Source organism: Pelomonas baiyunensis (assembly GCF_043555935.1).
In the GTDB taxonomy this organism is placed as follows: Bacteria; Pseudomonadota; Gammaproteobacteria; order Burkholderiales; family Burkholderiaceae_C; genus Pelomonas; species Pelomonas baiyunensis.
The window spans coordinates 907036-926408 of sequence record NZ_JBIGIB010000001.1 but is presented as its reverse complement, the minus strand read 5'-3'; the positions used below and the strand labels follow the sequence as shown (position 1 = coordinate 926408).

Below are 19373 nucleotides of genomic sequence, written 5' to 3'. Positions count from 1 at the left end.
TGAGCCTCCGTCAGTAGGTGGTGTGCAGTTGCGAATCACCCGGTGCCCGCAGCGGCAGGCGCAACGAGAACATGGCGCCGCCGTCCGGCCGGTTGGCGGCCTTGATGCTGCCGCCGTGCACTTCCACGATCTTGCGGCTGATGGCCAGCCCCAAGCCCGTACCGCCCGAGCCGTCTTTCGTTTTGCTGGACTGCACGAAGGCCTCGAAGATGGACTCCAGCTCCTCGGGCGGAATGCCCGGCCCGCGGTCTTCCACGGTGAGCAGGAATTCCTCGGGGGTTGCGGCCACGGCCCGCACCTCCAGCGGCGCGCCCTCCGGCGAAAACTTGATGGCATTGGCCATGACGTTGCGGATCGCCTGCTGGATGCGGCCCGGGTCCACCTTGGCCGACAGCGGCTCGTCCGCCACCCGCAGCACCAGCCGCAGCCGCTTCTTGGCCATCAGCGGGTCGAGTTCGCGCAGCACGGCCTGCACCAGGTTGCGCAGGTCGCAGCGCTCCAGCTCGAAGGTGCCCACCGAGCTTTCGATCTTGGCCACGTCCAGCAGGTCATTCACCAAGGCCAGCATGCGCTGGCCGGACTGGTGGATGTCGGTGAACATGGCCGCCAGCTTGGGGCTCTCACGGCCGCGGGTGTAGCCCAGCTCCGAGAAACCCAGGATGGCCTGCAGCGGGGTGCGCAACTCGTGGCTGATGTTGGCGATGAACTCCGACTTGGCGCGCGACGCTTCTTCGGCGGCATCCCGGGCCTCGAGCGTGGCGCGCTCGGCCGTGCGGAATTCGCTCACGTCCATCAGCGTGCACAAAATGCCCTCCGGCCCGCCCTGCCCGCCCGGCACCAGCACCTTGGTGATGACCATGTCGCGCCGCGTGCCGTCGCGGTGCTGCACCTGGGTTGCGTAGCTGAGCCGGCCGCCCTCGGCCAGCAAGAGTGCGTCCTGCTCGGCATGCAGTTGCGCGTCCACCTGGGCCAGCGATGCGCCAACCGAGGTGCCGATCACCATCTCGCGCGGCTGCCCCACCAGTTCTTCCCAGGCCTGGTTGACCAGCACATACCGGCCGGCGGTGTCGAACATGGACACCGGCAAGGGGCTCAGTTCCAGCAGCAAGCCGGTGAAGTCCAGCTGGCGTTGCAGCTGCGCATCCGACGCCACCCGCTCGCTCACATCCACCGCGCTGCCGGCAAAGCCGACGATGCGCCCGTCGCTGTGCAGGGGCACCACCGCCACCAGAAAGTGCCACGGGCGACCATCGGGCGCGGTGATGCTCACCTGCGCCTGGCGCGCCCCGGCCCTGTCGTCCAGGCGGAAGAGCGCCGCGGTGCGAACGCGGTCGTCGGCCACCACCAGGTCCGCCAGCCGTCGCCCCACCACCTGCGCCCGAGACTCGCTGCCCACGGCCGCCCAGCGGGCGTTGATGAAGGTGATCACGCCGGCTGCATCGGTGCGGAAGATCAGCTCCTGCACGCTCTTGAGCAGCACGGCCATCTCGCGTTCGCGCAGTGCCACTTCCTCGTGGGCGCTGTCCAGCGCAGTGCGCGCCTGTTCGCGGGCGCGCATCTCGCGCAGCAGCACCCCCAAGCCGCCGGCGATCAACATCAACGCCAGGCCCCCAAGCCCGGCCAGCCAAACCAGGCGGTCGGACCAGCTTTGCAGCAGCACTTTTTCGTCCAACTCCACCAGCATCACCAGCGGGCGGGTGCGCGAGGCCCGGAAGGCCACCACCTGCGGGCCAGCCTGCGCGCCAGTGCCACGGTAGGCACCGTGCTCCCGAGCCGGCAGCCATTCCGCGAACACCGGGTGCGTGTTCAGGCGCGCGCCCGGCGCTGGGGTGGACTGGTCATTCGCCGCCACCAGCGTGCCGTCCAGACCGGCCAGCAAGGCCACGCTGCCGGGTTCCGACAACGCGCCTTGCGAGAAGTTGGCCAGGGCGCCAGGGTTGATGAGGGCCACCAGCAGCACGCGCTGCCCGTTGGCCGTGCGCAGCGCCCGCAGCAACGGCACCATGCCCACATCCGTCGCGCGGGGCGGCGCTTCGGCGGCCGTCAGGTCCGCCAGGCCGCGACCGGGCATCCAGGCCAGCAGGCGCTCCTGCCCGTCACGCGGCCAGGCACCGAAGCGGGCCACGGCCAAGCGAAGGCCTTGCTCGGCAGCGATGGAGCTGGCGAGCACCCGCCCATGCTCGTCCAGCACCGCCACGCTGCGCAAGAACGGCAGGTTGGCCACCAGGCTTTGCCCCAGCAGGGGTTGCAGGCGATCGGGCTCGGCGTTGGCCTGCCGCGCGATGCCCTCGCCCAGGGCCTTCAGGATGAGCGCTGCGGAATCCACCGTCCGCGTGACGTGGTCTTCCAGCGTGCGGGCGAGCAACTCGGCGCGGTCTTGCGCGTGCTCCAGCGCCTCCCGGCGTTCGTACTCGGCAATGCCCGCCAAGCCCAGCAGCACGGCCAAGGCCAGCAACCCGGCCAGCACCCGCGCCAGCAGGCCGGCGCGCCCCAGCACGGACGCGTTGGGCCGGGGCGTGCGCGCGGCTCTCGGCATGCGTCAGCGGGTCACCACGATGTCGGCCAGCCCATGCCGGCGTGCCGCGGCCAGCAGCCGCCCGTCCCGCTTGATGGCCGCCACGAACTCGTCCACCCGCGCCAGCCAGCGGGCCTCGCCCTTCTTCACGGCGTAGCCGTAAGGCAGCACATGGAAGGGCTTGGGCGGCGACACGAGGCGGGCCCAGTCGGCGTTGTCCAGCAGGCGACGGCTGTAGGGGTAGTCGGTCATGAAGACATCCACCCGGCCGGCTTCCAGTTCCTGCTCGCGCGTGGCCGGCGGCTTGATGACCACCATGCGGGCCTGCTTGAGCGCATCCTTCATGACGGGTTCCATGAAGGTGCCGGCCTGCACCGCCACCACCACGCCGGGCTGGTCGATGTCGGCCCACTGGCGCACCGTGCGGCTGGCGCGGTTGGTCACGCCGTAGATGTCGCTTTGCATGTAGGGCTCGGTGAAGGCCAGCACCTCCTTGCGACTGGGCGGCATGCCCACGGCGAACATGGCCACATCGCACCGCCCGGCGTTCACATCGGCCGCCAGCTGCGGGAACGAGGTTTCCACATGCTCGAGCTTCACGCCCAAATCACGCGCCAGTTCGGCCGACAGGTCGATGTCGATGCCGCCCAGTTGTTGCGTTCGCGGGTTGCGGAAGGTCACGCCGTAGTACTCCGGCCAGATGCACACGCGCAGCACGCCGGCCGAACGCACCTGGTCCAGCACGTCGGCCAGGGCCGGGCGGGCGGCTAGCAGCAGGCCCAGCATGCACAGCAGGGTCCACATCGCGTTGAACATCGACGTCCGCCACGCCACGTTGCGGCGGCCCGCCGGGCGCCACGACCACTCCGCCTGCACACTCACAGCGTTCACTCCAGCTCCGCCAGTTGTTCGAACGTGGGCGGGTTCGCATTGATGCGCTCCCGCAACTCCACCAAAGCCACCACGTTGGCCAAAAAGATGTCCACCACGCGCGGGTCGAACGCCACGCCGCGCTGCTCGGCCAGCATGCGCAAGGCCACATCGTCCGGGAAGGCCTTGCGGTAGCAGCGGTCCATGGTGAGCGCGTCGAAGAAATCCACCACGGCCACGATGCGGCCGCTCAGCGGGATGTCGTCTCCAGCCAAGCGGCGCGGGTAGCCGCTGCCGTCCCAGCGCTCGTGGTGGGTCAGCGCCACTTCGGCCGCCAACTGAAACAGCGGAATGCGCGAGCGGCCCAGGATGTTGGCACCCATCTCCGCATGGCGGTTCATCTCGGCCCGCTCGTCGGCGTTGTAGGCCCCGGGCTTCTTGAGCACCGCGTCGGAGATGCCGATCTTGCCGACGTCGTGCATGGGTGCGGCGCGGCGCAGCATGGCGGCATAAGCCGGTGTTTCGCCCAGCGCCAGGGCCATGGCTTCGGCCAGGTACCCGATGCGCACCATGTGCACGCCGGTGTCGTCGTCTCGAAAATCAGCGGCCAGGGCCAGCCGCAGCAGCGCCTCGTGGTGGGCGCGTGTCACCTCGCGCAGGGCCTCGTTGCGCTCGTGGTACATGCGGCGCAGGTCCTGGACGATGCATTCCATCTGCGCGGCGGCGGCCGCATCGAAACTGTGGTCGGGCAGGCTCATGGCGGCTGCCTCGAGGGCGGAAGCGCTCACCGGTGGGGGCTCCTCAGACGGCCGCCCACAGCTCCGAGATGCAGCTGATCAACTGCAGCGGGCTGAACGGCTTGACGAGGTAGGTGTCGGCCCCGGCCTGGATGCCGGCCTCTCGGTCGCTGGCTTGCCCCCGGGCACTGAGCATGATGATCCGCGGACCTTCCCCCGGGGCGGCTATCGCCCGCAAGCGGCGGCACACCTCCAGGCCGTTGAAGGCGCCCGGCATCATCACGTCCAGCAGCACCAGGTCCGGCCGATGCTCATGCGCCATCTGCAGCGCCTGCTCGCCATCCGCCGCCTCGCGGATGTCGTAGTCCTCAAACTCCAGCGTCATCCGGATCAGGCGACGGATGTCCGCGTGGTCGTCAACGATGAGGATTTTTTTCATGGCGCACTTTCCCGAAGCAGAGGGGATAGGGGAATTATCAGTTTTATCGAATGAATTCGCCGGGTCCATGAGTCCGGTTTTACTCCGGGTGATGCAAAAGTTCTCACTTCTGCGTCGAACTTTGTTGCCCAGGCCATGAATTGCAACGCGGCCTTTGCAAACGGCTGCGCCGCATTGCAACGGCCGTCCACACGCCGAGGCCCGCCCCCGGCACACCAGGGATGCCGGCCCAGTGACAAATTCCACGCCAGCGGCACCAAAAAAGGCAAATATCTATCGAATGTGGTATCAAATATATCACATCAACTTGGGAGCCCCTGATGACCGCCTTGTCCCTCATCGAACACCACGCCGTCGAGGCCGCCTCGCCCCGTGAAGTGCTGACCTGCCGGCTCGGCACCGAGGAATACGGTCTGGACATCTTGGCCGTGCAGGAGATCCGGCGCTACGAGGCGCCGACGCGCATCGCCAACGCGGCAATTCACATGCTGGGGGTGATGAACCTGCGCGGCGTGATCGTGCCCATCCTGGACCTGCGCTACCTGCTGGGGGTGCCGGCGGAGGTCAGCACCAACACCGTGACCATCGTCGTCAACGTGGCCGGACGCACCGTCGGGTTGGTGGTGGATGCGGTGTCGGATGTGCTGGCGTTGACGCCCAAGCAGGTCAAGCCCCGCCCGGCGCTGGGCCGCCAGACCCAGGCCGACTTCATCGTCGGGCTGGCGCACGTGTCCCATGGCGACGTGCACCGCCTGCTGCTCTTGATGGACCTGCCCACCCTGCTGCAAGACCTCTGAACCTCGGGCCGCACCGCGGCCTGGCCACGGTGGGCGGGCAAAGGTGGGCCGTGCGTGAGCCGTGAGCCGGCAGTGGGCCGACGGCAGGCGGTCAGCGGCCGCCCAGCACCCGCGCGGGCAGCATCACCACGGCGCGCAGCAGCGCGAACACGCCCTCCACCGCCACCCCCAGCAGCCGAAACGGCAGCAGCAACAGCCACACCAGCGGCCACAGCAGCAGCGCCAGCACGGCCAGCGGCCAGCACGCCACGAACAGCACGCACCAGAGCAGGAAGGTGAACATCTCGGTCTCCTTGTGAGGTGCCGCCAATCTAGCGACGACCGAGCCCCGCGGCCCGGCGCATGCGACGAAGCGCATGCCCGCCGGGCTGAAGCGTCACACCTGCTGACGGCCCGCCACGTAGCAGGCGGCCAGGTTGCGCTCGTCGGCCAGCGTCATCCACGCAAACACCCGCTCGTGCAGCTCGCGCGCCACGGCGTCGCGGGCCTCGGCCACCGGGCCGTGCGCCCAGTCCCACACGCACAGATCGGCCATGCAGCCGGGTGAGAGGCTGCCCATCTCGCCGCCCAGGTGAAGCGCCTCGGCCGCGCCGCGCGTGGCCGCATGCAGCGCCACCCAGGCCGTGAGGCGTTCACCGCGCAGGGCCTGCACCTTGTAGGCGTCGCCCATGTTGCGCGGCAGGCTCAGCGTGGTGCCGCCGCCCACGTCGCTGGCCAGGCTCACGGGGAAGCCCGCCTCTTGCGCGCCCGGCCAGTCGAACAGGCCGCTGCCCAGGAACAGGTTGCTGGACGGGCAATGCGCCACCTGCGCGCCACGCCGCGCCAGCAGCGACTTGTCCACCGCGTCCAGCCAAATGCCATGTGCCAGCACGGCACGCTCGTGCACCAGGCCCACGCGCTCGTACACGTCCAGGTAGCTGCGCGCGTCCGGGAACAGTTGCGCCACCCAGGCCACTTCGGCCCGGTTCTCGGCCACATGGGTTTGCATGAAGAGGCTGGCGTCGGCCCGGCACAGGGCACCCGCCATGGCGAGCTGCTCGGGCGTGCTGGTGGGCGCGAAGCGCACGGTCACGGCGTAGGCGTTGCGGCCCTGGCCGTGGAAACGGTCGATCAAATCGACGCAATCGCGCTCGGCCTGCGCCACGTCGTCCCGCAGCCCATCCGGCGCGTGGCGGTCCATCAGCACCTTGCCGGTGATGAGCCGCATGCCGCGCGCCGCAGCCGCAGTGAACAAGGCCTCGGCCGAGACCTTGTGCACCGTGGGGAACACCACCGCCGCCGTGGTGCCGCTGGCCAGCAACGCGTCCAGGAACACCGCCGCGCCCGCATGGCTGCGGGCCGGGTCGGCAAAAGCGCGCTCGGCCGGGAAGGTGTAGCGCTGCAGCCAGTCCAGCAGCTCGGTGCCGTAGGAGGCAATCACCTCCAGCTGCGGGCAGTGCACGTGGGTATCGATGAAACCCGGCAGCACCAACTGGCCGGCATGGTCCTTGCGCACCCAGGAATCGTCGGGCGCCTGCGCCTGTCGGCCCACGATGCGGCCGTCTTCGATCAGCAGCCAGTGGTCGCGGTCGAAGCGCACCGCGGGCGACTCGGTGTCGCCCCAGCGCGGTGCGGCGGTGAAGTCCAGCAGGTCGCCGCGCAGCGCCCAGCGGCGGGGAGCCTCGTCGGCGGACGCGAATTTTTCCTGGTTAGTAAAACTCATATGGCAATTCTGAAGCAACGCTCGACAATCAGCGCCAGCATGAATACCCGCCCCATCCGTTTTTTCCATCGCGGCGAGGTCGTCGAGGTGGGCGACCTGCCCCCCACGACCACCGTGCTGCAGTACCTGCGCGAGCATGCCGCCTGCACCGGCACCAAGGAAGGCTGTGCCGAGGGCGACTGTGGCGCCTGCACGGTCATCCAGGGCGAGCTGGACGCCGCCGGCCAGCTGCAGCTGCGCAACGTCAACGCCTGCACGCAGTTCCTGCCCACGCTGGACGGCCGCGCGCTGCTGACCGTGGAAGACCTGGGCGGCCCGGCCCGCCTGAACCCCGCCCAGCAAGCCCTGGTGACCTGCCACGGCTCGCAGTGCGGCTTCTGCACCCCGGGTTTCGTGATGACCCTGACGGCGCTGTACGAGCGCCACCAAAGCGCCGGCACCCGGCCGGACCGCCAGCAACTGGCGGACGACCTGGCCGGCAACCTGTGCCGCTGCACCGGCTACCGGCCCATCCTGGACGCGGGCGAGCAGATGTTCGACGCCCCCGCCCAGGTCATCGACCGCGCGCCCCTCACCGCGGCGCTGCAAGCCCTGGCGGCCGATGAGCCGCTGGACTTCCACCACCCCGCCGGGCGCTTTCATGCCCCGCAAACGGTGCAAGACCTGGCCCTGCTGCGCGAAACCTACCCCGACGCCACGCTGCTGGCCGGCTCCACCGACATCGGCCTGTGGGTGAACAAGCAGTTCCGCGCCCTGCCCCACCTGATTTACACCGGCCGCGTGACCGCCCTGCGCGAGATCCGCACCGAGGGCGACGCGCTCTGGATTGGCGCCACCGCCTCGCTGGAAGACGCCTGGGGCGCGCTGGCCGCCCTGGCCCCCTCACTGGCCGAGCTGTGGCGGCGCTTCGCCTCGCCCCCGGTGCGCCACGCGGGCACGCTGGGCGGCAACATCGCCAACGGTTCGCCCATCGGCGACGGGGCCCCCGCCCTGATCGCGCTGGGCGCCGAGGTGGTGCTGCGCCAAGGGCTGCAGCAGCGCCGCCTGCCGCTGGAGCAGTTCTACCTGGGCTACATGCAGAAGGACCTGCGGCCGGGCGAGTTCGTGGAAGCGATGGTCGTGCCCAAGCCCGACACCAGCTGGGCCATCTCGGCCCACAAGATCAGCAAGCGGCACGACAGCGACATCTCGGCCGTGTGCGCCGTGCTGGCCGTGCAGTTGCGCAACGGCACAGTGCAGCAGGCCCGCTTCGCCTTCGGCGGCATGGCCGCCATCGTCAAACGCGCCGCCACAGCCGAAGCCGCCGTGCTGGGCCAGCCCTGGGTGCAGGCCACGGCCGACGCCGCCGCGGCCGCACTGCCGCAAGACTTCACCCCCCTCACCGACATGCGCGCCTCCGACCGCTACCGCCTGAAAGTGGCGCAGAACCTGATGCGCAAGCTGTGGCTTGAAACCTTGGATCGCAAGACCATCACCGTCTGGCGCGCCGGGAGGTTGGCCGCATGAACGAGCCCGTGGTGGGGCGCTCACGCCCGCATGAATCGGCACACCTGCATGTGCGCGGTGCCGCCCCGTACACCGACGACCTGCCCGAACCCGCCGGCACGCTGCATGCCGCGCTCGGCCTGTCGCCCCTCGCGCACGGCACGCTGACCGGCATCGACCTGGACCTGATCCGCCGCCAGCCGGGCGTGGTGGCCGTGCTGACCGCAGCCGACATCCCGGCCGAGAACAACTGCGGCCCGCTGCTGCACGACGACCCCATCCTCGCGTCGGGCGAACTGCGTTACGTGGGCCAGCCGGTGTTCGCCGTCATCGCCACGCACCGCGACCTGGCCCGCCGCGCCGCCGCGCTGGCCAAACAGGCCATCCAGGCCGAGCCCCTGCCCGCGGTGCTGACGGCGCTGGACGCCCACGCCGCCGGCCAGTACGTTCTGCCGCCCATGCACCTCACGCGTGGTGAACCCGCCGAGCAGCTGGCTCAAGCCCCGCACCGCCTGCAAGGCACGTGGAGCCTGGGCGGGCAGGAACAGTTCTACCTGGAAGGCCAGATCAGCCTGGCCGTGCCGCAGGAAGGGGGCGAAGGCCTGCTGGTGCATTGCTCCACCCAGCACCCCAGCGAGATGCAACAGCTGGTGGCCCACGCCCTGGGCTGGCCCGCCCACCGCGTGGCCGTGCAATGCCGGCGCATGGGCGGCGGCTTTGGCGGCAAGGAGAGCCAGTCGGCGCTGTTTGCCTGCGTGGCCAGCATCGCGGCGCTGCGGCTGGGCAAACCGGTCAAGCTGCGCGTGGACCGCGACGACGACTTCCTCATCACCGGCCGCCGCCATGGCTTTGACTACCGCTGGGATGTGGGGTTCGACGACGCGGGCCGCATCCTTGCGGTGGACATCGACCTCATCTCCAACGCTGGCCACAGCGCCGACCTCTCCGCGCCGGTCATGGCCCGTGCGCTGTGCCACTTCGACAACGCCTACTGGCTGCCCCACCTGGCCATGCACGGCTACTGCGCGAAGACCAACACGCAGAGCAACACCGCGTTCCGCGGCTTTGGCGGGCCGCAGGGCGCGATTGCCATCGAGATGATCCTGGACGGCGTGGCCCGCCGCCTGGGGCTGGACCCCGCCGAGGTGCGCCAGCGCAACTTCTACGCGGCCGGGCAAGACGTCACCCCCTACGGCCAGACGGTGGACGAGCTGCACGCCCAGGCGCTGACGGCCCAACTGCTGGCCAGCAGCCGCTACGCCGAGCGCCGCGCGGACATCGCCGCCTTCAACGCCGCCAGCCCGGTGCTCAAGAAGGGCCTGGCATTCACGCCGGTGAAGTTCGGCATCTCCTTCAACGTGGCCCACCTGAACCAGGCCGGCGCGCTGGTGCACGTGTACACCGACGGGTCGGTGCTGGTGAACCACGGCGGCACCGAGATGGGCCAGGGCCTGAACACCAAGGTGGCCCAGGTGGTGGCGCATGAGCTGGGGCTGCCCTTCGACGCAGTGCGCTGCTCGGCCACCGACACCAGCAAGGTCGCCAACACCTCGGCCACGGCCGCCTCCACCGGCAGCGACCTGAATGGCAAGGCCGCGCAAGACGCGGCACGGCGCATCAAGACGCGGCTGGCCACGCTGGCGGGCGTGCGCTTCGGCTGCGCGGCCGAAACCGTCGTTTTCACCGACGGTGAAGTGCGCGGCGGCGGGCACCGCCTGCCGTTCAAAGACCTGGTGGCCGCGGCCTACCTGGAGCGCATCCAGCTCTGGAGCGATGGCTTCTACGCCACGCCGGGCCTGCACTGGGACCGCACCAAGCTGCAGGGCCACCCGTTCTATTACTTCGCCTGGGGCGGCGCCGTGTGCGAGGCGCTGGTGGACACGCTCACCGGTGAAAGCCGCATCACGCAAGCCGACCTGCTGCACGACGTGGGCACCTCGCTCAACCCGGCGCTGGACATCGGCCAGGTGGAAGGCGGCTTCATCCAGGGCATGGGCTGGCTGACGATGGAAGAGCTGGTGTGGCACCCCACCACCGGCCAGCTCACCACGCACGCGCCCAGCACCTACAAGATCCCGACCGCGAACGACTGCCCCGTCGAGTTCCGCACCACCCTGTTCGGTGTGGCCAACGCGAACGACACCATCCACCGCAGCAAGGCGGTGGGTGAGCCGCCGCTGCTGCTGGGTTTTGCGGCCCTGCTGGCCATCAAAGACGCCTGCGCCGCGGCCGGGCCCGAGGGCTGCGACCCGCCCCTGCGCGCGCCGGCCACGGCCGAGGCGGTGCTGGACGCCATCGACGCCATCACGGCCACGGCACCGCAGGCCTGACGGGAAATCGAAGCACCGGCGACGCCGGTTCAGCCGCGCACGCGCTGCGTCGCGGCCACCACGGCCTGCGTGCGGGAGGTGACGCCCAGTGCCTTGAGCACGGCGGCCACGTGGTCCTTCACGGTGTCGACGCTCAAGCCCAACTCGCGGGCGATGAGCTTGTTTGACAGGCCCTGCGTCAGCAGGTGCAGCACGTGCTTCTGGCGCGGGGTGAGCGGCAGCTCCGCCCACTCCGGCAGCGCCGCCACCGGCGCGGGGCTCGGCGGTGCGGCCTCGAGGCGGGTCTTGAGCGCAGGCACGTAAATGCCGCCCGCCAGCACCAGCTTCAAGGCTTGCACCAGGGTCGTGAGGTCGCTGCGCTCGGGCACGTAGCCCATGGCGCCGGCGCCCAGGGCCTGCAACGCCTCATCGGCGTCGCCACTGCCCGAGATGACCACCACCGGCAGCGCCAGGTGGGTCTGGTGGATGTGCTCCATGAGGGCCAGACCCCCATCCAGCCGCAAGTCCAGCAGCACCAGGCGGGGCAAGCCGAGCGCCAGCGCCGCGCGGGCCTCGGTGACGTTGTCCACGCCCTGAACCTGGGCGCCGTCGAAGTTTTGCTCGATGAGGCCGGTGAGTGCGGCGCGCACCATCGGGATTCCATCGACCAGCAAAAACTTCATTGCGCACCTGCCCCTTTCCGTGGGCACGGATGATAGTCAACCCCATGCCTGAACTGGCCCGGCACGCCGGCCGCGGTGTGCGCAACTGCACGGCACGCCACCGGCAGTGCGGCCCCGCTCAGTGCGCCTCTTCCCAGTTGCTGCCCACGCCCACCTCGGCCAGCAGCGGCACCTGCAGCTGGGCCACGCCGGCCATCAGGCGCGGCACCTCGGTGCGCATCCAGTCCAGCTCGGCCTCGGGCACCTCGAACACCAGTTCGTCGTGCACCTGCATCACGATGCGGCTGTGCTTGCCCGCGCGGTCCAGCTCGGCCTGCACGGCCAGCATGGCCAGCTTGATGAGGTCGGCCGCCGTGCCCTGCATGGGGGCGTTGATGGCCTGGCGCTCCGCGCCCGCACGGCGCGGGCCGTTGCCCCCGCGGATTTCCGGCAGGTAGATGCGCCGACCGAACAGCGTGGACACATAGCCCAGCTCGGCCGCGCTGGCCTTGGTTTCGTCCATGTAGCGCTTCACGCCGGCGAAGCGGGTGAAGTAGCGGTCGATGTAGTCCTTGGCCGCCTTCTGCTCGATGCCCAGCGACGACGCCAGGCCGAACGCACCCATGCCGTAGATCAGCCCGAAGTTGATGGTCTTGGCGTAGCGGCGCTGCTCGCTCGTGACCTCGTCCAGCGGTGTGCCGAACACCTCGCTGGCGGTGGCCTTGTGCACGTCCTGCCCCTCCTGGAAGGCCTTGAGCAGGCCCGGGTCCTGGCTGATGTGGGCCATGATGCGCAGCTCGATCTGCGAGTAGTCGGCGCTCATGATCACGTGGCCGGCAGGCGCGACGAAGGCCTCGCGCACGCGCCGCCCTTCCGCCGTGCGGATGGGGATGTTCTGCAGGTTGGGGTCGTTGCTGGACAGGCGCCCCGTCACCGCCACGGCCTGCGCGTAGTTGGTGTGCACGCGGCCGGTGGCGGCGTTGATCTGCTGCGGCAGCTTGTCGGTGTAGGTGCTCTTGAGCTTGGCCAGGCCCCGGTATTCCAGGATCTTGGCGGGCAGCGGGAAGTCAGCCGCCAGCTCGGTCAGCACCTCTTCGTCGGTGGACGGCGCGCCGGTGGCCGTCTTCTTCACCACCGGCAGGCCCAGCTTGTTGAAGAGGATGTCGCCGATCTGCTTCGGGCTGCCGATGTTGAAGGGCTGGCCGGCGATCTCGTAGCACTGCTGCTCCAGCGCGAGCAGGCGCTGGCCGATCTCGTGGCTTTGCGCCTGCAGCCGCGAGGCGTCGATCAGCACGCCGGTGCGCTCGATGCGCGCCAGCAAGGCAGCCGAGGGCATCTCGATGTCGCGGTAGATGCGCGTCAGGCCGGGATCGGCCTCGATCTGCGGCCACAGCACGCTGTGCAGGTGCAGGCACATCTCGGAGTCTTCACCCGAGTAGGTGGTGGCCTGGGCCACATCCACCTGGGCGAACGGGATCTGGTGCACGCCCTTGCCGCACAGGTCTTCATAGCTCAGCCCCTTGCGGCCTAAGTGGCGCTCGGCCAGGGCTTCCAGGTTGTGCGTCTTGTGGGCTTCCAGCACGTAGCTTTGCAGCAGCGTGTCGTGCTGCACGCCGGCCAGCGCGATGCCGTGGTTGGCCAGCACGTGGCGGTCGTACTTGAGGTTCTGGCCGATCTTCTTGGCGGCGTCATCCTCCAGCCAGGGCTTCAGGCGCGCCAGCACCTCGTCCAGCGGCAGTTGGGCCGGAGCGTCCGGGCCGCTGTGGGCCAGCGGCACGTAGGCGGCCTCGCCCGGCTTGTCGGCGAACGAGATGCCGACGATGCGCGCGGCCATCGGGTCCAGCGAATCGGTCTCGGTGTCCAGCGCGCACAGCGGTGCGGCGCGCAGGCGGGCGATCCAGGCATCCAGCGCCTCGAAGCTCAGGATGCAGTCGTACTGGCGCGGCAGGTCCGCCGCACCGGCGGACGGCTCGGGTTCGTCAAACAGCCCGGGCGATGCAGCCACCGGCCGGGCCTTGGGCGCAGGGGCTTCCCCGGTCAACTCCTCCAGCCAGCCCTTGAAGCCGTTGCGGCGGTAGAACTCGGCCAGCGGCGCCGCCTCCGGCGCCCGAAACGCCAGGGTCTCCAGCGACGGCCAACCGGCCACGTGCTCGGCGAGATCGCAGTCCAGCTTCACGGTGACCAGCTGACGACCCATAGGCAGCCAGTCCAGCGCGGCGCGCAGGTTTTCGCCGGCCTTGCCCTTCACGCTGCCGGCTGCGGCGATCACGCCGTCCAGCGAACCGTACTCGGCCACCCATTTGGCGGCCGTCTTCGGGCCCACGCCGCTCACGCCGGGCACGTTGTCCACGGTGTCGCCCATCAGCGTGAGGTAGTCAATGATGCGGTCCGGCGGCACGCCGAACTTGGCCAGCACACCGGCCTCGTCCAAGCGCTCGTTGCTCATGGTGTTGATGAGCTCCACGTCAGCGTTCACCAGCTGGGCCAGGTCTTTGTCGCCCGTGGAGACGATCACGCGGTGGCCCTGCTGCACGGCCACCCGGCTGAGCGTGCCGATGGCGTCGTCGGCCTCGATGCCGGGCACGGTCAGCACCGGCCAGCCGAGCAGTTTCACCACTTCATGGATGGGCTCGATCTGTGCGCGCAGCTCCGGCGGCATGGGCGCCCGCTGGGCCTTGTACTCGGGGTACCACGCGTCGCGGAAGGTGGGGCCCGACGCGTCGAACACGCACACCGCGTGCTCCGCGCCAATGTCGCTCTGCAACTTCTTGAGCATGGCCACCATGCCACGCACCGCGCCGGTGGGCTGGCCCTCGGGCCCTCGCAGGTCGGGCATGGCATGGAAGGCGCGGTACAGGTAGCTGGAGCCGTCAACCAGCAGCAGGATGGGTTTACTCATGGAAAGCATTCTCGGACAGGCGCCCACCTAGAATCGACAGCATGCTTCGCCCTGCCGTCCTCCTGCTGCTGGCCCTCGCCGCCGGCAGCGCCCTCGCTGAACCGCCCCCCGAGCCCAAGGTGGAGCGCACCGTGGCGGAGGACGATCAAGTCCGCATCGAAGAACTCAAGGTGCGCGGCGAGACCAAGAAGGTCACGGTGAAGAACAAGCTCAGCAAGGCGCCGGACTACGAAATCGTCGTCACCGACGCCGGTCGTGAGTCCGCCGGCGGCACCGGAACCGGCCTGCCCAAGAGCGGCGCCGGCACCCGCGTCTGGCGCGTTCTGAACTTCTGACCTCCGGCGCGGCGCCCTGCCGGACCGCACCCCCACGCTTTTCACGCCCTCCCCATGGCCGTTTTCACCGAAGTCAGCCCGGCGCAGGCCCAAGTCCTGCTTGACCACCTCCAACTGGGCACGTTGAGCTCGCTGCGCGGCATTGGCGCCGGCATCGAAAACACCAACTACTTCGTCGACTGCACCGGGGACGATGGCCACCTGCATCGCTACGTGCTGACGCTCTTCGAGCGCCTGACCGCCGAGCAGCTGCCGTTCTACCTGCGCCTGATGCAACACCTGGCGCAGCGCGGCGTGCCCGTGCCGGAGCCGCATGCCGATGCAGCCGGCGAAATCCTGTTCGAAGTGGCCGGCAAGCCCGCCGCCATCGTCGACCGCCTGCACGGCGGCCACCAACTCGCGCCGGACGCCTTCCATTGCGATCAGGTCGGCGCCACGCTGGCGCAGATGCACTTGGCCGGGCGCGATTTCCCGCTGCACCAGCCCAACCTGCGGGGCATGAGCTGGTGGCGCCAGGTGGTGCCGCAGCTGATGCCCTTCCTGGACGCTCAACAGGCTGAACTGCTGACCGCCGAGATGGCCTTCCAGGAGCACCTGGCCGCCTCGGCCGAATACGCCCATCTGCAAGCGGAGCTGTCGGGCCCCATCCATGCCGACCTGTTCCGCGACAACGTGATGTTCGAGCCCGGCGAGGGCCCCGGCCGCGAGCGCCTGACCGGCTTCTTCGACTTCTACTTCGCCGGCTGCGACACGTGGCTGTTCGACCTGGCCGTGTGCCTGAACGACTGGTGCATCGACCTCAGCGACGGCCGGCTGGTGGAGGAGCGTGCCGCCGTGTTCGTGGCCGCCTACGAGCGCGTGCGCCCGCTGACCGGCGCCGAGCACCGCCTGCTGCCCGCGCTGCTGCGCGCCGCGGCGCTGCGGTTCTGGCTGTCGCGATTGTTTGACCTGCACCTGCCGCGCGAGGCCAGCCTGCTCAAAGCCCACGACCCGCGTCACTTCGAGCGCGTGCTGCGCGAGCGCATTGCGCGCCCCTGGCACGCCCTGCCCGGCGAGGCCCAGGCATGAACATGCAACTGCACCTGCAAACCGTGCCGGTCCGCAACGGCCGGCTCTGGATTCGCCACGGCTTCAAGGTCTTCCAACGTCAGCCGCTGGCGCTCTCCAGCCTGTTCGGTTTGTTCTTGTTCGCAGGCTTCGTGGCGCTGCTGATTCCGGGCCTCGGCCTGCCGCTGACCATGGCCATGCTGCCGCTGCTGTCGCTGGGCTTCATGCTGGCCACACATTTGGTGCTGCAGAAGAAAACGCCCACGGCCGCGGTGTTCGTGGCGCCACTGAAGCTCACACCCGAGCGCCGCCGCAGCCAGCTGCTGCTGTGCCTGGGCTATGCCGCGGCCATGCTGGTGGTGGGCTTTCTGGCCGACTGGGTGGACGACGGCAGCACGCGCGAGCTGCAAAAGCTGATGGAAAGCGCCGACAAGGCCGACGCCGATGCCATCGCCAACGCCGCTTCCGACCCGCGCCTGTTCTGGGGCATGGCCACCCGCATGGGGCTGATGGGCCTGCTGTCGGTGCCCTACTGGCATGCCCCGGCACTGGTGCACTGGGGCGGCCAGGGCGTGGCGCAGGCGCTGTTTTCCAGCACGCTGGCGCTGTGGCGCAACAAGGGTGCGTTCGCGCTCAACACCTTCCTGTGGGGCGCCCTGCTGCTGACGGTGGCCAGCGCCGTGAGCCTGGTGTTCGGCCTGCTGGGCCTGCAGCAACTTGCCCCCTTCGTGCTGATGACCGCAGGCCTGCTGCTGTCCACCGTGTTTTACGCGTCGCTGTACTTCAGCTTTGTGGACTGCTTCATGTTCGGCGCCCCGCAAAGCGTGGTGGACCAAAGCGCCTGACGCGCTGGTCGCCGCTCGCGGAGCGGCAAGGGCTTTCACGAGATCGACATGCAAGCTGCATAGATTGCTGCGGTTTTCACCGCCAACGCAGTCTGCAGCCTCATGTCTCAACACTCCGCTCCCACCCGTCGCCAAGCCCTGAAGGTTCTGGGCACGCCCCTGATGCTGCCGCTGGGCGGCACGGCCGTCGGCAGCTTGCTCACCGCCTGCGGCGGCGGTGGCAGTGACAGCCCCGCCCCCGTGGCCAGCTTCGCCTCGGCCAGCTTCGTCTCCATGGCTGCCCCCAGCCTGGCTGCCCCGGCCGACATGGCCAAGACGCTCGTCAACTCGACCTTGATGGTCAAGTTCAGCGACGACAGCAGCCAAGGCTTCTCGCTGAGCTACGCCCCGTTCTTCACCACCGGTGACCTCGTGCCGGACGGCAAGGGCGGCACCGTCCTCGCGGGCGGCTATGTCGACTTCGCCGGCAAGCCCATCGTGGACGCCACCGTGGCCGGCAAGGAGCGCCAGTACTTCAGCGACTCGCCGGACGGCACCTCGCTGCTCAAGCTGGACAACCCCACCGTCACCGGCATCAAGGGCAAGGCGGTGTTCGCGGTCGTGCAGTTCGAGTACACGACCTGGGCGCAAGACGGCAAGACCGACATGTACGGCAAGCTGCCCTCCCCCATCGCCGTGCTGACGCTGGACCAAGACCCCAGCACCGGCAAGCTCAGCCTGGTGAAGTACCACAACGTGGACACCGCACCCGCCATGGGCCTGTGGATCACCTGCGGGTCCAGCCTCTCGCCCTGGGGCACGCACCTGTCCAGCGAAGAGTACGAGCCCGACGCCTTCACCATCGCCAACAACACGATGTTCAAGGCCTACAGCCAGAACCTGTTCGGCGACGCCACCAAGGCCAACCCGTACCACTACGGCCACCTGCCGGAAGTGACCGTCAACCCCGACGGCACCGGCAGCATCAAGAAGCACTACTGCCTGGGCCGCATCTCGCATGAGCTGATCCAGGTCATGCCGGACAACCGCACCGCCATCATGGGCGACGACGCAACCAACGGCGGCTTCTTCATGTTCGTGGCGGACAAGGAGAAGGACCTGTCCTCCGGCTCGCTGTATGTCGCCAAGTTCGGTGCCGGCTTCTCGCTGGACCCGGCGGCGGCCGGCGCGCCCATCAGCTGGATCAAGCTCGGCTCGGCCACCAGTGCAGAGATCAAGGCGCTGGCCGACACGGTCAAGCCGACCGACATCATGGACGTGTCCACCACCGACCCCAAGGACGCCACCTTCACCAAGATCTGGCTCAGCGGCAAGACCCAATGGGTGCGCCTGAAGCCCGGCATGGAAAAGGCCGCCGCCTTCCTGGAGACGCACCGTTATGCCGCGCTGGTGGGCGGCACCATGGCCTTCACCAAGATGGAAGGCACGACCGTCAACATCAAGGACAAGGTCGCCTACTCGGCCCTGCAGAACATGCAGAGCTCCATGGTCAAGGGGAATGCCGCCAACAACCCGGACTACCCCGTCAGCATCGACAAGGCGCTGAACGCAGGCGGCGTGTTGGCCCACACCCTGAGCACCGGCCAGAAGGACACCGCCGGCGCCGCCATCAACAGCGATTGGGTGCCCTCGGTCACCAAGGCCCTGCTGATCGGTGAAGACCTGGCCGCCGCCGACGCACTGGGCAACCTCGCCAACCCCGACAAGATCGGCGCGCCCGACAACCTGAAGTTCTCGGAAAAGCTGCGCACCCTCTTCATCGGCGAGGACAGCAGCTACCACGTCAACAACTTCCTGTGGGCCTACAACGTGGACACCAAGGTGCTGAGCCGCGTGGCCTCCATGCCCTCGGGCGCCGAAGCCACGGGCCTGGGTGTGGTGGACGACCTGAACGGCTGGACCTACATCACGGCCAACTTCCAGCACCCCGGCGACTGGATCACCAACGCGGCCGGCACAGGCCTGCACGACAAGGTCAAGGCCACGCTGGACCCGCTGGTGCGCGCCAACTACAAGGACCGCTTCGGCGCCCAGGTCGGCTACCTGACCGGTGCGATCACCAGCGTGAACCTGACCAAGAAGTCGGTCTGACGCGACTCAGACGTCCGGCTCACGGGCTGGACGTCGTGCAAAGACAAGGGGCTGCCGCGGCAGCCCCTTTTTCGTGGACGTGCGCCTGGCCCTAGCGGGCCACCGACTGCGGCAATGGCGGCACGGCCCGGCGCTCACAGGCAAAGGCATCGCACTGCACCACGCAACTGCGCGCAGCAGCCGGCTCGCAGGCCGCGGGCGCGAGTTGGCCCGGCCACAGCACCGTCAACGACACATGGCATCGCGACACCGAGTAATTTCGATTGGGCTCCACCTGCCATTGCGCAGGCACGCCGCCCCACGCGGGCCGCTGCTCACGCAGGCGGGCCAGCAGCGCGGCCGCGCGGGCTCGCACTCGATCCAGGCTTTGCTCGACGCCCTCACCGCCCAAGGCCGGCGGCGGTGAGGCCGCCGCCTGCTGGGGGTCCAACGACAGCATCAGCCGGGTCGGGGTTTCGGAGACATCAACGGCGGCCAGGAAACGCATCCACGCCGCTTCTCCGCGCTCAGACAAGACGGCCCGGTCGTCCTCGAACGACAAGCAGGCCGTCACGGACAGCACGGCCGGCGGGTTCACGAAGGCGGCTGCGCTGAAGCACGCCCCCAGCAACCCCAACCCGGCCCATGCCCGCTTCATGCG

General features: G+C 69.1%; 16 protein-coding genes. 7 read left to right on the top strand and 9 right to left on the bottom strand.

What is annotated here, in order from left to right; genetic code table 11:
* Positions 1-10: 10 nt before the first annotated feature.
* The 4 genes from ACG01O_RS04125 to ACG01O_RS04110 form a co-directional block, all read right to left on the bottom strand.
* Positions 11-2536, bottom strand: a complete 2526-nt coding sequence (locus ACG01O_RS04125; protein ID WP_394381638.1) for an ATP-binding protein — start codon at positions 2534-2536, stop codon at positions 11-13.
* Positions 2537-2539: 3 nt separating this feature from the next.
* Positions 2540-3331 (bottom strand): ABC transporter substrate-binding protein, encoded by a 792-nt coding sequence (locus ACG01O_RS04120; protein WP_394382505.1) that lies wholly within the window; start codon positions 3329-3331, stop codon positions 2540-2542.
* A 71-nt stretch (positions 3332-3402) separates the two neighbouring features.
* The gene (locus ACG01O_RS04115; protein WP_394382503.1) at positions 3403-4143 is read right to left on the bottom strand and encodes an HD-GYP domain-containing protein; all 741 of its coding nucleotides are present in this window, start codon (positions 4141-4143) and stop codon (positions 3403-3405) included.
* A gap of 43 nt (positions 4144-4186) precedes the next feature.
* Positions 4187-4561 (bottom strand): response regulator transcription factor, encoded by a 375-nt coding sequence (locus ACG01O_RS04110; protein ID WP_394381636.1) that lies wholly within the window; start codon positions 4559-4561, stop codon positions 4187-4189.
* A gap of 320 nt (positions 4562-4881) precedes the next feature.
* On the opposite strand from ACG01O_RS04110, the gene ACG01O_RS04105 reads away from it, so the two are divergent.
* Entirely contained in the window at positions 4882-5358 is a 477-nt protein-coding gene (locus tag ACG01O_RS04105) for a chemotaxis protein CheW (RefSeq protein WP_394381634.1), read from the top strand.
* Positions 5359-5449: 91 nt separating this feature from the next.
* On the opposite strand, the gene ACG01O_RS04100 is transcribed toward ACG01O_RS04105, so the two are convergent.
* Both ACG01O_RS04100 and guaD read right to left on the bottom strand, forming a co-directional pair.
* Positions 5450-5641, bottom strand: coding sequence for a hypothetical protein (locus ACG01O_RS04100; protein ID WP_394381632.1), 192 nt, complete (start codon positions 5639-5641; stop codon positions 5450-5452).
* 93 nt (positions 5642-5734) lie between these two features.
* Positions 5735-7060: a guanine deaminase gene (gene guaD, locus ACG01O_RS04095; RefSeq protein WP_394381630.1), complete on the bottom strand. Its 1326-nt coding sequence runs from the start codon at positions 7058-7060 to the stop codon at positions 5735-5737.
* A 39-nt stretch (positions 7061-7099) separates the two neighbouring features.
* Here guaD and xdhA point away from each other — a divergent pair, with 39 nt between their 5' ends.
* Together xdhA and xdhB are read left to right on the top strand one after the other, a co-directional pair.
* Entirely contained in the window at positions 7100-8566 is a 1467-nt protein-coding gene (gene xdhA, locus ACG01O_RS04090) for a xanthine dehydrogenase small subunit (RefSeq protein WP_394381628.1), read from the top strand.
* Positions 8563-10875 carry a xanthine dehydrogenase molybdopterin binding subunit gene (gene xdhB / locus ACG01O_RS04085; RefSeq protein ID WP_394381626.1) on the top strand — a complete coding sequence of 771 codons (2313 nt, stop codon included), beginning with the start codon at positions 8563-8565 and terminating at the stop codon, positions 10873-10875. The genes xdhA and xdhB overlap by 4 nt, the downstream gene beginning before the upstream one ends.
* Positions 10876-10904: 29 nt before the next feature.
* On the opposite strand, the gene ACG01O_RS04080 is transcribed toward xdhB, so the two are convergent.
* Together ACG01O_RS04080 and polA are read right to left on the bottom strand one after the other, a co-directional pair.
* Positions 10905-11537 carry a LuxR C-terminal-related transcriptional regulator gene (locus ACG01O_RS04080; RefSeq protein WP_394381624.1) on the bottom strand — a complete coding sequence of 211 codons (633 nt, stop codon included), beginning with the start codon at positions 11535-11537 and terminating at the stop codon, positions 10905-10907.
* Positions 11538-11655: 118 nt separating this feature from the next.
* Positions 11656-14415 (bottom strand): DNA polymerase I, encoded by a 2760-nt coding sequence (polA, locus tag ACG01O_RS04075; RefSeq protein ID WP_394381623.1) that lies wholly within the window; start codon positions 14413-14415, stop codon positions 11656-11658.
* A gap of 41 nt (positions 14416-14456) precedes the next feature.
* On the opposite strand from polA, the gene ACG01O_RS04070 reads away from it, so the two are divergent.
* The 4 genes from ACG01O_RS04070 to ACG01O_RS04055 all read left to right on the top strand — a co-directional run bounded on the left by ACG01O_RS04070 (position 14457) and on the right by ACG01O_RS04055 (position 18733).
* Entirely contained in the window at positions 14457-14750 is a 294-nt protein-coding gene (locus tag ACG01O_RS04070) for a hypothetical protein (protein WP_394381622.1), read from the top strand.
* Positions 14751-14804: 54 nt separating this feature from the next.
* Positions 14805-15818 carry a homoserine kinase gene (locus ACG01O_RS04065; RefSeq protein WP_394381620.1) on the top strand — a complete coding sequence of 338 codons (1014 nt, stop codon included), beginning with the start codon at positions 14805-14807 and terminating at the stop codon, positions 15816-15818.
* Positions 15815-16642, top strand: coding sequence for a BPSS1780 family membrane protein (locus ACG01O_RS04060; protein WP_394381619.1), 828 nt, complete (start codon positions 15815-15817; stop codon positions 16640-16642). The genes ACG01O_RS04065 and ACG01O_RS04060 overlap by 4 nt, the downstream gene beginning before the upstream one ends.
* Positions 16643-16744: 102 nt before the next feature.
* On the top strand, positions 16745-18733 hold the full coding sequence (locus ACG01O_RS04055; protein ID WP_394381617.1) for a PhoX family protein: 1989 nt from the start codon (positions 16745-16747) through the stop codon (positions 18731-18733).
* A gap of 91 nt (positions 18734-18824) precedes the next feature.
* Here the strand turns inward: ACG01O_RS04055 and ACG01O_RS04050 are convergent, their stop codons facing one another.
* Positions 18825-19370 (bottom strand): hypothetical protein, encoded by a 546-nt coding sequence (locus ACG01O_RS04050; RefSeq protein WP_394381615.1) that lies wholly within the window; start codon positions 19368-19370, stop codon positions 18825-18827.
* Positions 19371-19373 lie beyond the last annotated feature (3 nt).